The 13,442-nt window shown below is 57.6% G+C and carries 12 protein-coding genes, 1 tRNA gene and 2 pseudogenes; 9 read left to right on the forward strand and 6 right to left on the reverse strand.

All coding sequences use genetic code 11. The features are described from left to right. Positions 1–161 precede the first annotated feature (161 nt). Positions 162–1,223, forward strand: a complete 1,062-nt coding sequence (locus tag EPZ47_RS10740; RefSeq protein ID WP_238346722.1) for a hypothetical protein — start codon at positions 162–164, stop codon at positions 1,221–1,223. A gap of 36 nt (positions 1,224–1,259) precedes the next feature. Here the strand turns inward: EPZ47_RS10740 and EPZ47_RS10745 are convergent, their stop codons facing one another. Next, positions 1,260–2,327 carry a 3-deoxy-7-phosphoheptulonate synthase gene (locus tag EPZ47_RS10745; RefSeq protein ID WP_135844742.1) on the reverse strand — a complete coding sequence of 356 codons (1,068 nt, stop codon included), beginning with the start codon at positions 2,325–2,327 and terminating at the stop codon, positions 1,260–1,262. 615 nt (positions 2,328–2,942) lie between these two features. On the opposite strand from EPZ47_RS10745, the gene EPZ47_RS10750 reads away from it, so the two are divergent. The 7 genes from EPZ47_RS10750 to EPZ47_RS10785 all read left to right on the forward strand — a co-directional run bounded on the left by EPZ47_RS10750 (position 2,943) and on the right by EPZ47_RS10785 (position 8,461). Continuing rightward, positions 2,943–3,701 carry a carbon-nitrogen hydrolase family protein gene (locus tag EPZ47_RS10750; RefSeq protein WP_135844743.1) on the forward strand — a complete coding sequence of 253 codons (759 nt, stop codon included), beginning with the start codon at positions 2,943–2,945 and terminating at the stop codon, positions 3,699–3,701. Between the two features lie 10 nt (positions 3,702–3,711). Further along, positions 3,712–4,146 (forward strand): GNAT family N-acetyltransferase, encoded by a 435-nt coding sequence (locus tag EPZ47_RS10755; protein ID WP_135844744.1) that lies wholly within the window; start codon positions 3,712–3,714, stop codon positions 4,144–4,146. A 126-nt stretch (positions 4,147–4,272) separates the two neighbouring features. Next, entirely contained in the window at positions 4,273–4,914 is a 642-nt protein-coding gene (gene gacA, locus EPZ47_RS10760; protein ID WP_003182764.1) for a response regulator transcription factor GacA, read from the forward strand. A 2-nt stretch (positions 4,915–4,916) separates the two neighbouring features. Next, positions 4,917–6,740, forward strand: coding sequence for an excinuclease ABC subunit UvrC (gene uvrC / locus EPZ47_RS10765; RefSeq protein WP_135844745.1), 1,824 nt, complete (start codon positions 4,917–4,919; stop codon positions 6,738–6,740). A gap of 32 nt (positions 6,741–6,772) precedes the next feature. After that, entirely contained in the window at positions 6,773–7,333 is a 561-nt protein-coding gene (gene pgsA, locus EPZ47_RS10770) for a CDP-diacylglycerol--glycerol-3-phosphate 3-phosphatidyltransferase (RefSeq protein WP_123343204.1), read from the forward strand. 62 nt (positions 7,334–7,395) lie between these two features. Further along, a tRNA-Gly gene (locus EPZ47_RS10775) sits at positions 7,396–7,471 on the forward strand. A 456-nt stretch (positions 7,472–7,927) separates the two neighbouring features. Beyond that, the gene (locus EPZ47_RS10785) at positions 7,928–8,461 is read left to right on the forward strand and encodes a GIY-YIG nuclease family protein (RefSeq protein ID WP_135844746.1); all 534 of its coding nucleotides are present in this window, start codon (positions 7,928–7,930) and stop codon (positions 8,459–8,461) included. Positions 8,462–8,721: 260 nt separating this feature from the next. On the opposite strand, the pseudogene EPZ47_RS30585 reads toward EPZ47_RS10785, so the two are convergent. Then, a pseudogene (locus EPZ47_RS30585) lies at positions 8,722–9,038 on the reverse strand (LysR family transcriptional regulator); the annotation flags it as partial. Between the two features lie 430 nt (positions 9,039–9,468). Between EPZ47_RS30585 and EPZ47_RS10795 the strand changes: the two are divergent. Next, positions 9,469–9,717, forward strand: a pseudogene (locus EPZ47_RS10795) (helix-turn-helix domain-containing protein); the annotation flags it as partial. Between the two features lie 494 nt (positions 9,718–10,211). Here EPZ47_RS10795 and EPZ47_RS10800 read toward each other — a convergent pair. The 4 genes from EPZ47_RS10800 to EPZ47_RS10815 form a co-directional block, all read right to left on the reverse strand. After that, entirely contained in the window at positions 10,212–10,799 is a 588-nt protein-coding gene (locus tag EPZ47_RS10800) for a TetR/AcrR family transcriptional regulator (protein ID WP_135844747.1), read from the reverse strand. Continuing rightward, a complete protein-coding gene (locus EPZ47_RS10805) occupies positions 10,786–11,634 on the reverse strand; it encodes a 3-hydroxybutyryl-CoA dehydrogenase (protein ID WP_135844748.1) in 849 nt (282 codons plus the stop codon). The genes EPZ47_RS10800 and EPZ47_RS10805 overlap by 14 nt, the downstream gene beginning before the upstream one ends. A 37-nt stretch (positions 11,635–11,671) precedes the next feature. Continuing rightward, positions 11,672–12,199, reverse strand: coding sequence for a cupin domain-containing protein (locus tag EPZ47_RS10810; RefSeq protein ID WP_135844749.1), 528 nt, complete (start codon positions 12,197–12,199; stop codon positions 11,672–11,674). Between the two features lie 66 nt (positions 12,200–12,265). Next, entirely contained in the window at positions 12,266–13,381 is a 1,116-nt protein-coding gene (locus tag EPZ47_RS10815) for an alcohol dehydrogenase catalytic domain-containing protein (RefSeq protein ID WP_135844750.1), read from the reverse strand. Between the last annotated feature and the right edge of the window lie 61 nt (positions 13,382–13,442).

Genomic DNA, 13,442 nt, shown 5'->3' on the forward strand with positions numbered 1-13,442 from the left:
TTCTGATAGCGCCTGGCGTTTGCAGCTACAGCTTCAAGTGCAAGCGACCACTGCTGTTGTGGCCTTGTCTGACTGTGGATTTACAGCGGTCGGGCTTTAATGGGGTGTCGGGCACCGTCAGGTAAAAGCGGTGCCGTTAATCCAAGGACTGGAGCCTATACATGATCACTTACCGATCCACCCAACGAGCCCGGTTCACCTCAACCGCGACGCTACCGGCACCGTCTCTTCCAGCTGCCAAGGGAGGGGTGATCAACCCCGCCTGGAGAAAAGTCGTCATCACCGTCAAGCCTTATCCACTGATGGCGTGTGGGGACGAACTGGTGCTGTTTTGGCACGGGCTCAACTCGGACGCCCAGCCCTATCAGAATGAAGTACGCAGGTTCGTGACAGAGCGGCAGGTGGGGCGGGACGTCGTTTTCGTCGTGCGTGAACCTCATATCGCCGAGCTTGATGGCGGCTCGCTGGAAATCTCCTACCGGGTGACCGGCAAACAATTACCGGCCACGCTGGTTTCGGAGCCCCTGCAACTGGAGATCGGTGATGCGCCACTGCTTCTGCTGGCCGCCGTTGCCGACGATGCGGTGGGCGCAAGCCTTGATCCGGGGCGGGTGCCAGAGGGGACCTGTTTGACCATTCGGCCTTATTCCAGGATGGCTGTCGGCGATCGGCTGATCCTGACGGCCAGCAGGGATGCCAAGGCCCTGTGGCGTGACGTGCTGGACATCGAGGCCCACGCGGTCGGCCGTGAGCTGTCGTTCTGGATCGATCATGCGCAAATAGCGCCCCATATCGGCCATAGCCTGAGTCTGGCTTATGTCGTCAGGCGCGGACATTCAGTGCGCCGTGGCGAACCCTTGTCGTTGCACATTGGCCCTCTGGTGCGCCCTGCGCTGAAGGCGCCCCGGCTTCTGGGATTGGACGAGGGGAGGTTGGACATCGATGATCTGCACAATGGGGTGACGGTCGTCATCGAGGGTGCCGGGCTCGAGGCCGGGGAGGTGGTCTGGCTGCAGTGCAACGGCAACTACGCCCATGTCGAGGAGCGGGAAATCACCGAGGCCATGGCAGGTCAGCGGGTCACTTTTGTCGTGCCAGCGGCGTATTGGCAGGACCAGCGCGGCCGCGCGGTGCGGCTGTTCTATCAGGTTGAGCGCCTGGATGACGTCAGCCAGCAATCCAGCTGGGTGACGGTCCAGGTGCGTTCCAAGGTGCCAGGCTGAGTGAAGGCCCTCCCAGGGGAGGGCTCTTGTGGGGGCTCAGGGCAATTGCAGTTTGCGATGGGCCTGGCGCAGCAACTGCTCGGTAGCATCCCAGCCCAGGCAACCATCGGTGACCGATACACCGTAGCGCATCGATGGGCTTAATGGCTGGCAGCCTTCGAACAGATGACTTTCCAGCATCATGCCAACGAGGGCGCGGTTGCCTTGCAGGCGCTGCTCCAGCACGTCATTGAACACCTGCGGCTGGCGCAGCGGGTCTTTGCCGCTGTTGGCGTGGCTGCAGTCCACCATGATCCGGGCCGGTATCTTCAGGCGGGTCAGGTCACTGTGTATCTGCGTGACGCTCTGGCGGTCATAGTTCGGTCCGCGATGGCCGCCGCGCAGCACCAGGTGGGTGTCGGGGTTGCCCGGGGTCTGGATGATTGCCGGATGCCCCTGGCTGTCGACGCCGAAATGCCGATGAGGATGGGCCGCCGAACGCATGGCATCGCAGGCAATGCCGACACCGCCGTCGGTGCCATTCTTGAAGCCCACCGGCATGCCCAGGCCGCTGGCCATCTCCCGGTGGATCTGCGATTCGGTGGTGCGCGCGCCGATGGCGACCCAACTGAGCAGGTCATCGAAGTAGCTGGCGGCCATGGGTTGCAACAGTTCGGTGGCGACGGGCAGGCCCAGCTGGAGCATCTCGCGCATCAGCTCCCGGGACAGCGTCAGGCCGGCGGCCATGTCATCGCTGCCATCCAGGCCGGGATCGTAGGCCAGGCCTTTCCAGCCCACGGTGGTGCGCGGTTTTTCCACATAGGCGCGCATCACCAGCAGCATGCTGTCGCTCACCTCATGGGCAACACGCGCCAGGTTGGCGGCGTATTCGAGGGCCGATTTCGGGTCGTGGATGGAGCAGGGGCCGACGATGACCAGCAGGCGGGAGTCCTCACCGTCGAGGATCGCGCGGATGGCCTGGCGATGGGCGCTAACCTGTTGGCTCAGCGCAGTGCTGAGGGGCAATTGATGCTTGAGCTGCAACGAGCTGGGCAGACGCAGGGTCAGGGCTTCATTGGCAGGGTTGAGCGTGGACAGCGGCAAAGCAGAGACGGACGAATTCATGATCTGGCTTCCTGGACGGGCAGCGGGCTCGTTCCCGCGTGCCGGTCCTATTGGGGTGTTCGACAATTGGCCGTATTGGCCCGCAATTGAGGCTTGCCACCGGCAGGTGACCGATCGGAGGCGGCAGGCTGTCCCGAGCGGTGGCTGGTAAATCGCCAGGCGGAAAAACTGTCGTAACGGTAATAAGTGGCGTAGTTCATGGCTCAATCCTCAAGTTGTCGGGTGCTGCAAATGTTTGGGGCCTGAAAAACAAAACCCCCGGTCGGGAGGCCGACCGGGGGTTTGGAAAACTCTGGAAGGCGACCCGTTTAAAGTGGGCGCCGGTTGGGTATCAGGCGCGCCAGTGGCTAAACCAATACCCAAAATAAAAGTTGACCGGAGTTTGAACGCTGTTCGCCCAGGCAGCCGCAACCGAGCGCGGGGCGCTGGCGGTTTGAAGCGGTGAGAGGGCGTTGAACATGGTCTGTCTCCGATGAATGGCCCTGAGCTTACGCGAGGCTGGTGCGTCGGTTCAATCAGAAAATTCTATCGTCGTCATGCAATTGTTCCGGTTGGCTTGAGTCCGCCGGGCTTTATGACAAACTTCGAGTTTGCGCCATCTTCCAGGGACGAACCATGACCGCTCCAATCTTCGCTGCTGCCCAGTCGATTTCCGTCGCCGGGGATATTCGCGCCAATCTCGTCCGCCATCAGTGTTTCATGCAGGCCGCGGCTGAACAGCATGTGCAATTGCTGGTGTTTCCTGAGCTGTCGCTCACCGGTTACGAACGGGGCCTGGCTGCGGAGCTGGCCATCCTGCCGGAGGATGGCGTCTTGCAACCGCTGCGTGACCTGGCGCGCGAACTTGGCTTGAGCGCAGTGGTCGGCATGCCGATTCGCCTGTCGGCAGACGCGCCGGTGTTGATCGGTGCACTGGTCCTCGGCGCCGACGGATCTCTCGGGGTGTACAGCAAACAGCATCTGCACCCCGGCGAAGAAGTGGCCTTCGCCCCAGGCCATGGCGGCTCGATGCTGGCGATGGGGCCGGAGCATGTCGCATTGGCGGTATGCGCCGATTTTTCCCACGCCAGCCACGCTGCCGCCGCCGTCGAGCGGGGCGCTACGCTGTATGCAGCAGGGGTGTTGATTACCGAAGGTGGCTATATGACGGATACGACGATGCTGCAAGGTTATGCCAGGCAACATGGCATGACCGTCTTGATGGCCAATCACGGTGGCGCCACCGGTGGTTGGGAATCGGCCGGTCGCAGCGCGATCTGGGGCCCGGACGGTTCGCTGATTGCGGCAGCGCCAGGTACGGGCGATCTGTTGGTGATCGCTCGCCGCGCCGCCGAGGGTTGGGCCGGGCACGTCGTGCCGGTGGCAACGCTTTGATGAGGTCCGCATGAGTTTCCACTGGCGTGCGGCAACGGCCGGGGACATCGACTTCGCCCGGCAACTGACTTGCGACAACATGCTGGCTTACTATCTCAAGCATGATTTGCTGTGGCAGGACGAAGCGTTCGATGTGGCCTGGATTATTCGCCAGAACTGGATAATTTGCCGTGGCGACCAGAGGCTGGGTTTTGCCAGCCTCAGCCGTGATGCCCGGGCGTTGTATATCCGCGAACTACAGATCGATAAGGCGTTTCGCGGGCAGGGTGCTGGTACTTGGGCGATCGGACAGGTTTGGGGCATGGTGGCGCTGGAGCGTCGGCCGGCGCTGCGCCTGACGGTTTTCAAGAATAATCCGGCCAGGGCGCTTTACGAACGCATGGGGCTGCGCGTCGTGGGCGAGGATGAGTGCTTCTTGAGAATGCAGCGAGACGCCGGTGCTTGAGACCTCGGATATTGCGGCGATCAAGAAGTGTTGTAACTTTTATCTGTCCCTTTGCGCTAGGTCTGTCGGATGCTTTTTGCTAAGGTGTGGGGCAACCCAAATAAGACCAAATCGTGAGGTGTCTGCTTGATTAGGGTGTTAGTGGTCGATGACCATGATCTCGTCCGTACGGGCATTACACGAATGCTGGCTGACATCGATGGCCTGCAGGTAGTTGGCCAGGCCGAATCCGGGGAAGAAGCCCTGATCAAGGCCCGTGAATTGAAACCCGACGTGGTGTTGATGGACGTCAAGATGCCTGGCATCGGCGGTCTTGAAGCCACGCGCAAACTGTTGCGCAGCCATCCGGACATCAAGGTGGTCGCGGTAACCGTCTGCGAAGAAGATCCGTTCCCGACCCGGTTGTTGCAGGCGGGCGCAGCGGGTTACCTGACCAAGGGCGCTGGTTTGAACGAGATGGTCCAGGCCATCCGCCTGGTATTTGCCGGGCAACGCTACATCAGCCCGCAAATCGCCCAGCAGTTGGCGATCAAGTCGTTCCAACCGACCAACGATTCGCCCTTCGACGCGTTGTCGGAGCGGGAAATCCAGATCGCCTTGATGATTGTCGGTTGCCAGAAGGTGCAGATCATCTCCGATAAGCTGTGTTTGTCGCCTAAAACCGTCAACACCTACCGTTACCGTATCTTCGAGAAACTATCGATCAGTAGCGACGTCGAGTTGACGCTGCTGGCGGTGCGCCACGGCATGGTCGATGCCAGCGCCTGATAATGACTGAACTGTTTGATCCAAGCGCTTTCCTGTCTACATGCAGTGGCCGCCCAGGCGTGTACCGCATGTTCGACAGTGATGCGCGCCTGTTGTATGTCGGCAAGGCCAAGAATCTCAAGAAACGCCTGGCGAGTTACTTCCGCAAGACCGGTCTCGCACCGAAGACGGCAGCCCTGGTGGGGCGCATCGCGCAAATCGAAACCACCATCACCGCCAATGAAACCGAGGCGTTGCTGCTCGAGCAGACGCTGATCAAGGAATGGCGCCCGCCGTACAACATCCTGCTGCGTGACGATAAGTCCTACCCGTACGTGTTCCTGTCCGACGGAGCGTTCCCGCGCCTGAGCATTCATCGCGGGGCGAAGAAGGCCAAGGGCCGGTATTTCGGTCCTTACCCCAGCGCCGGGGCGATCCGCGAAAGCCTGAGCCTGCTGCAGAAGACCTTCTTCGTTCGCCAGTGTGAGGACAGCTACTACAAGAACCGCACCCGGCCCTGTCTGCAATACCAGATCAAGCGCTGCAAGGCCCCTTGCGTCGGGTTCGTCGAACCCGAGGTCTACGCCGAGGATGTGCGTCACTCGGTGATGTTCCTGGAAGGGCGCAGCAATGCGCTGACTGATGAGCTGTCAGCGGCGATGGAAGACGCGGCGGTCAATCTTGAATTCGAACGGGCCGCCGAACTGCGCGACCAGATCGGCCTGCTGCGCCGGGTACAGGACCAGCAGAGCATGGAAGGCGGCAGTGGCGACGTCGATGTGATCGCCGCGTTCATCAACCCAGGTGGCGCCTGTGTGCACTTGATCAGCGTGCGCGGCGGTCGGGTGTTGGGCAGCAAGAACTTCTTCCCTCAAGTCGGCATCGAGGAAGACGTCGCCGAGGTCATGGCGGCCTTTCTGGGTCAGTACTACATCAGCAGTCCGGAACGCGACCTGCCGGCCGAGTTGATCGTCAACGTGGTCCATGAAGACTTCCCAGCCTTGATCGAAGCCATCGATACCCTTCGCGGTCGCGAACTGACCATCAGCCACCGCGTGCGTGGTACGCGGGCGCGCTGGCAGCAGCTGGCCGTGACCAACGCCGAACAGGCCCTGGGTGCGCGCCTGGCTAACCGCCAGCACGTCGCGGCGCGGTTCGATGCCCTGGCCGACGTTCTCAACCTGGACGAGCCGCCGCAACGGCTGGAGTGCTACGACATCAGCCATTCCAGCGGCGAGGCCACCGTGGCGTCCTGCGTGGTGTTCGGTCCGGAAGGCCCGATCAAGTCCGATTACCGCCGTTACAACATTGAAGGCGTCACACCCGGAGATGACTATGCGGCGATGCACCAGGCGTTGATGCGCCGCTTTGGCAAGCTGAAGGACGGGGAGGGCAAACTCCCGGACATCCTGCTGGTGGACGGCGGTAAAGGCCAGCTGTCCATGGCCCGCGACGTGCTCAATGAGCTGATGGTGCCCGATCTGATCCTGCTGGGCGTGGCCAAGGGCGCAACCCGCAAGGCCGGCTTCGAGACCCTGTACCTGAACGATGCCGCCCATGAGTTCACCCTGAAGGGCGATTCGCCGGCGTTGCACCTGATCCAACAGATCCGTGACGAAGCTCACCGTTTCGCCATCACCGGTCACCGCGCCCGCCGTGGCAAGACCCGCCGCACGTCGACGCTGGAAGGGGTGGCCGGGGTCGGTCCGACCCGACGTCGCGACCTGCTAAAACATTTTGGTGGATTGCAGGAGCTGTCTCGTGCCAGCATCGAAGAGATAGCCAAAGCACCCGGTATCAGTAAAAAGCTCGCTGAGTCGATTTATGCAAACCTGCACAGCGAGTAGAATGCCCGTCAACCTCGTAGCCAGTTGTGCCGATGAATATCCCAAACCTGATTACCGTTCTACGCGTCCTGCTCATCCCGATCTTCATATTGCTGTTCTATTTGCCGTACCACTGGAGCTACGTGGCCTCTGCCTCGGTCTTCGCCTTCGCCGCCGCGACCGACTGGCTCGACGGCTACCTGGCCCGCCGCCTGGAGCAGAGCACGCCGTTCGGCGCGTTCCTCGACCCGGTGGCCGACAAGCTGATGGTGGCGGTGGCCCTGGTGCTGCTGGTGCAGGAACACGGTAACCTCTGGCTGACCTTGCCGGCGGCGGTGATCATCGGGCGCGAAATCGTCGTATCGGCACTCCGGGAATGGATGGCCGAGCTGGGTGCGCGCGCCCAGGTCGCCGTGTCGAATCTCGGTAAATGGAAAACTGCCGCGCAAATGCTGGCGCTGGTGATCCTGCTGGCCAACCCGTCGGACTTCAGTTTCTGGGTCCTGTTGGGCTATGCATTGCTGCTGATTTCCGCTGGTTTGACGCTGTGGTCGATGGTCCAGTACCTGCGCGCCGCCTGGCCGCATCTGCGCACTGACGTGGACCCGAAATAAACTTTTTTGAATCAAAGGGTTGACGGCGTAATCTGAATCTATAGAATGCGCCACACCAAGACGCGGGAATAGCTCAGTTGGTAGAGCACGACCTTGCCAAGGTCGGGGTCGCGAGTTCGAGTCTCGTTTCCCGCTCCAAGATTCAGAAAAATGCCACTCAGATGAGTGGCTTTTTTTTGTGCCTGAGAAATGCCTCGGCGTTACTTGATGACGCGGGGCTGCGATACGGCGGTGGCATCTGCATTAAATATGAGCCTGAATTTTAGATCGGGTAGAGTTCCCCGCGCGCGGCCGAGCTACTACCGATACTTAGACCACCCTGGCTTCCCATCGAGCTCTTCCAGCAGGTCATTGTCGTCATTTCTCTCCCGATAGCCGTTCGACACCGGGCGAGGATTGAGCTCTTCGAAATTCAAGATCGCTTGAGTCTGCCTGGTCGGCGCGTGGTAGGTGGCTTGTTCGTAGCAGGAGAACCGCCGAGCATCATCGCTGGTGCTCCAATCCGTCCCATCAATGTCTGCCTCATGAAGGCCGCTTATTCCGTCCCTGTGCGCTTTGGCAGCAGCAGAGTTTTGAGGAAGGGGAATTCCTTTGGTGATCCACACCCTGGCATCGCGCAAGGCCTTCGAACCAATTGAATACTTGACCACACCATCCTCCGCGCATTATCTACTGTCGCCGGAGCGATGGCCTGACAAGGCGTACGCGCTTTATCAGCATATCTTCGGAATGGGTAACTCTTATCCCGATGATGGCTTTTTCTACGTTGGGATCACGAAGCGGCGATGGCAGACCAGGTGGGCTGAACATTTTCGAGCAGTGAAAAAGGGAAGCAATCTACATTTCCATCGAAAATTCAGAGAGGAGAGGGACGCGGGACGGATTACTTACATCCATCATAAGGTGATGGCGATCACGGACGACCTGGATAAACTCTACAACGCTGAGAAATTTTTGATCGAAGGTCACTGGGATGATGAACGACGGCTCAACATGATCCCAGGTGGCAAAACTGGCCTCCGATACCTTCAATACTCAAGGAGGGAGAAATTGCTACACCGGATGAGCGAGATGGTGTCGTGGACGCGTGGCTCACTGGCCATCGAGGGGAAAGCCTCCCACCCATAACTATCACCGACAGGTGGCAGGATGAGACTTGGGCCGCCGCCCAGGTATGTAGCCGTTCAGACCGCCTCTCGATAGACCAAATCACGGCCATTCGTGACTTAGCCACCAGCCATTGTCTGCAAGAGATTGCTGAGAGAATAGGGGGGAGAGTCGACCAAATTCAAGGCATCATCAGTGGGAATACTTACTCGGGGGTGAAGGGGCCTCCATAGGCTAGACGTGATTGTCGTCGCCGCAAATGAGCAGTGAAACCCCAGGTTCAAACGTTGAGGCAACACGCCATCAGATAGTGCAATCCGCAGGGATCCTCGATAACCGGCAACTGCGGCCTGCACGTTGTGCTTGCTTGTTCTACGGCTTGGAAAATTCGCTGGACGGCTTCAACCAGGACCTGGCCGGGGAGAGTTAACCGAGTGCCTCGCGAGTTTCTATCAAACAATTGTGTGCCTATGTCTGATTCGAGTTCTTTGATGGTCCTGGACAAGGGAGATTGCTCTATGTGCAGTCGTTCAGCCGCGCGCGCAAAGTGCAGCTCCTCCGCAACCGCGACGAAGCTGCGCAAATGACGAAGTTCCAAGTGTTTTCCTTAGCTTTTAACAGATGATATGGGAGTTGATGATTATCCGTTTGGAATGTGTTTCGACTATTGTTAGCAAGCCAATCTTGAGTGGAATCAGATCCTTGAGTGAAAACTCTCCGCAATAGGTAGATAGCTGAAGCGAGTAACTCCAGCATGGTTGGGGGATGTGAATGTTAAGATGTTCATTGGCTCCGTGTGGTTCGACTGTTTGCGCTGGAAGAAGAATTGTTATTCAAGCTTGTCGTATTAGTTGTCGTGGGCTGTAGTCATGATCTATCTCGTATAGAGGAAATTGGAAATTGATCGGCCTGCCTGTAATATTTGGACATTATCTGATTTGGTGCAATTGCTCTCATTGTTCGAAAGTGGTGCGAGTTGCTGCTACTTTGACGTCTTCCAGTGTCTTCGCGAATAAGTAGTGATTGAAGTGCGTGAATTTTTTCCTGCCAATTTACAACAGCTTTGCCGCTACTACCGTTCTATTGCGGAGGTCTGTCGGAAGCTAAATATCAATCGTGGTCAATTCAACAAATATTTGAGTCGGCACAGCTTCCCGGCTGCATTCAACCTGAAACGCATTTGTGATTTTTTTGGGGTGGAGGAGTATGAGATCGCCTTGCCGACGGATCAGTTCATCAGTCTCATCGGGGGACGAGCAAGGCAAACGGCGTCGGCGATACTGATGGCTGCTCCCCAGCGAGCTATAGAGCACCTAAGGCAGCGCTCTTCACCTCAAGCACCCCCCTTGCCGATCGTACTTTTAGATGGGCGCTGAAAGCTAAATTTTATCAGCTGGTTTTTGGCGATTTGCGTTGAAGGAGCCGAACGATAATCGGCTAGACGTTGGTCTCATTAAATCCTGAATGACGCGGATTTACGTAGGGTGCTGACGTGAGTGAGTCAGTGCGTTTTTGTTAGTCATATATCTTGATGCGTTAAAAAACAGGATTTAAATAACCGTTGGGCAGTTGATGTGCGTATATTGGCGCTTCTCTGCAGAGATTAGCGGTTGTTTTTCTCATGCGCGCGCCGGTATTACCTCGAATTGCGAAAATACGTACGCTGTTTCACATAACTCACCCAGAGTGGACAATAAACGAGCAATAAGCGTGTTTGAGTGAGTGGCCTTCCATGTTAAGCGGTATTTAATTCAACGAGCAACAGCAGGAATTATTCGGATGGCTGCCTTGAGCATTCGCGGAGTGCTCCCGTGACAAGTTGCTCAACAAGAAGTATACACGCCTCGTCACCTAACTGGCGATCATCAAGCCAGTCCGGTAGGCAATTGAGAAATTTTATAATCACATGCACAGCCATCGAGCCCGTATCTTTGGCAAGGAAAGTACCGTTGAATACTGCGGCAATAAATGCGCTTTCATATAGCTTACGCTTGTGGACGATCCGTTGCTGCTGAGCGTCATCTAGATAGACGAAGCCATGTAGCGCCAGTCGAAAGAACTGCGGGCGCCGACGGTGCAAGCGCAGATGTGCAACGATAAGACTCGACAGAGAACGAACTTGAGTAGCTCCTTGCCTCGCAGGTTGAACAAGTAGATAGAGCTCTTCATAAATTTCCTCTATTAGATCGAATAGCAATGCTTGCTTGCTTGGGAAGTGGTTGTACAGTGAGCCGGGAGCAAGGCCTACATGGCGAGCCAATTCCCGCATGCTAACTTGACCGAATCCTTTGTTGACAAAAAGCTCTAAAGCTTGAGCACGTATAGTGTCGTACCCCCTATGAGCTTCAGCTGTAGACATGAAAGCCTCGTCCCGATTTTTTGCCCAAGAAGCCCGCGCTGACAAACTCCCTAAGTAAAGGTGCAGCACGGTATTTCGGGTCACCAAAACCGGTTTGCAAGCTTTCCAGAATGGCCAGCACGGTATCCAATCCAATAAGGTCGGCCAATGCCAAAGGTCCGATCGGCTGATTGCACCCCAGGCGCATGCTGGCATCGATTGCTTGAGCGTCGCCATTTTCCTGAAGGACGAAAATGGCTTCGTTGATCATCGGAATGAGGATTCTGTTGACTATGAACCCAGGGCGATTTTGAGTGTGGATCGCGGTTTTGCCCAGCTGTTCGACCAATGCCTGGGCGATGGAACAGGTCGCGTCGCTGGTCTGCAAGCCACGGATTAACTCCACCAAGTCCATAACGGGCACTGGGTTGAAGAAATGAATACCCATGAAACGTTCCGGATGGCTGATGCTGGTTGCCAGTTCTGTGATCGACAGCGATGAGGTGTTGCTGGCGATCAGGCAGTCCGGACAAACATGGGCAGCGATCTGTTGTAGGATCGAGCGCTTGAGGGCAAGGTTTTCCGTTGCTGCTTCAATCACCATATCCATGTCGTTCAAATCGATGTAATGAGTCGAGGTGTGGATACGTTGCAGCGTGTCGGTGGCTTGCTCGCAGGTGAGAGTACCTTTGCTCACTTGTCGGTCCAGATTCTTCTCCACTACGTGCAGGCCTCGCTCGAGTGCCTGTTCGCTGATATCGATGAGCAATAGGTCGTGGCCGGCTGCCGCGCACGTCTGGGCGATTCCACTGCCCATCGTGCCTGCGCCGATCACTGCAATGTGACGCAGGGTCATGTAGATATCCTAGATTCAGCGTTCGGGAAAATTTTGGTTAGTCGCGTTTCGCACCGATCATCACAAACAGTGCTCGGGCGACTTGATCACTTTTGTTACGCCAGGCGTGACGGGTTCCACGCTGGATGACAACCTCACCGGGCCGGATCAGTTTCTGTTCGCCATTGTCCAGCTCCAACCAGAGCTCGCCCTGAAGCAGGATGCCGTAGTCGATGGTAGGCGTCGTATGCATGCCCGGATGATCTGGTTCGAAACATTCGAACAAGCCGGGCAGGGCGCTGCCCAGTTCCTCGATCATCCGTCCGACATCCGTCGGGTTCTGCATCACCATGTCCGGCGGAAAATCATAGATTGCCAGACTGGTTTCGCCCGGCTGGGGTATCAGGGAAGGGTGCCCCAGGGTGGGGTCCTGCTGCGCGCCGGCCGTTGAGCCGGTGGACCACAGGTGCGCCATGGCATGGCCGGGAATGGACTCAAAGGCGCAAGACCGCGGGGCCGCGTCATCGCTGATGAATACGGATTGGCCTGAGGCATCCAGGCCGGTGACGACTCTTCTAATTTTCATAGCATTCCCTGAATCAGTGGCGGGCCTTAGCGTGCCCGCCGTTGTGTTGAACCTGTCTGGTTGATGTCAGGGGCAGATGACGTAGTTACTGAAGCCACCATGACGATTTTCAATGCCGGTTATTGCGCCGTTGACGTCTTCCAGGCTAAAGGCGGTGTTTTCGAAGAATGAAAGATCCAGTGTCCCGGATTCCACCATGTCCGCCATGGCTTGTCCTTGTCCTGTAGTGAACCAGGCCGAGCCACTGATCTGGATGTCGTTGTCCATGATCCAGTGCAGATCGATGGGGACCTCACCTGCGATAGCACCGATATTGACCAGATGCCCGCCGCGGTGAATGGACTTGAGGGCTTGGGTCAGGGTCTCGTGTGGTGCCCCTGGGCCCAGGGCATCGATAACCACATCGACGCCTTCACCGTGGGTGACTTCACTGACCCATTCATTGGTGGGTATCGTGCCCAACGTGTGAATTTCAATCCGGCCTGGTGCGGCGAGGTCTTTCACCCGCTGGAAGAGCTCCTGGTTACGAGCCGTGCCGAGGATCTTGCGAGCGCCCATGGCCAGCGCCAGCGCGACGGCACCCAAGCCGAGCGTGCCACTGATGCCATTGATCAGCAGGGTGGTGCCGGGCCCGACATTGGCCTTGAGCATTGCCTTGTAGGCGGTACCCAGGTAGCCCAGTCGCGCGGCCGTCTCGAAACTGAGGTTCTCGGGCAGTTTCACCAGACTGTATTGTGGAGCAGGGATGTACTCGCAAAGGCCACCGTAGGGATAGTCTTCGAACATGCGCGGGCTTTTTGACGTGAAACCGAAATAGCCATTGAAGGTGTAGGCGGTGCAAGCGATGGTATTGCCCGCTCGACAAGCCCGGCAGGAACCACAGTGGCGGCCCGGATTGACATAGACCCGGTCACCGACCTTGAAGTCGTAGACCTGTTCGCCTATAGCCTCGATGACCCCCGTGGGGTCGAGGCCGAAAGTCGCCGGCAGTTTCGGTAATGGGTTCTGGGGGAACCATTTGACCCAGTTGGTCAGAATGTTGTGAAGGTTCGGGACGATCCCGCACGCCTTGACCTTGACCAGCACCTCGGTCGGGCGAATCTCGGGGACGGGCATTTGCTCGATGACCATGGGTTTACCGCCTTCATACAGACGTGCGGCGCGCATAGTTTTTGCAGTCATGATGTTCTCCAACACACATATTGTTTTTGTAGTGGTATGTAACCCTGCAGCACGCTTCAAA

This window comes from Pseudomonas viciae (genome assembly GCF_004786035.1).
GTDB classification, from domain to species: domain Bacteria; phylum Pseudomonadota; class Gammaproteobacteria; order Pseudomonadales; family Pseudomonadaceae; genus Aquipseudomonas; species Aquipseudomonas viciae.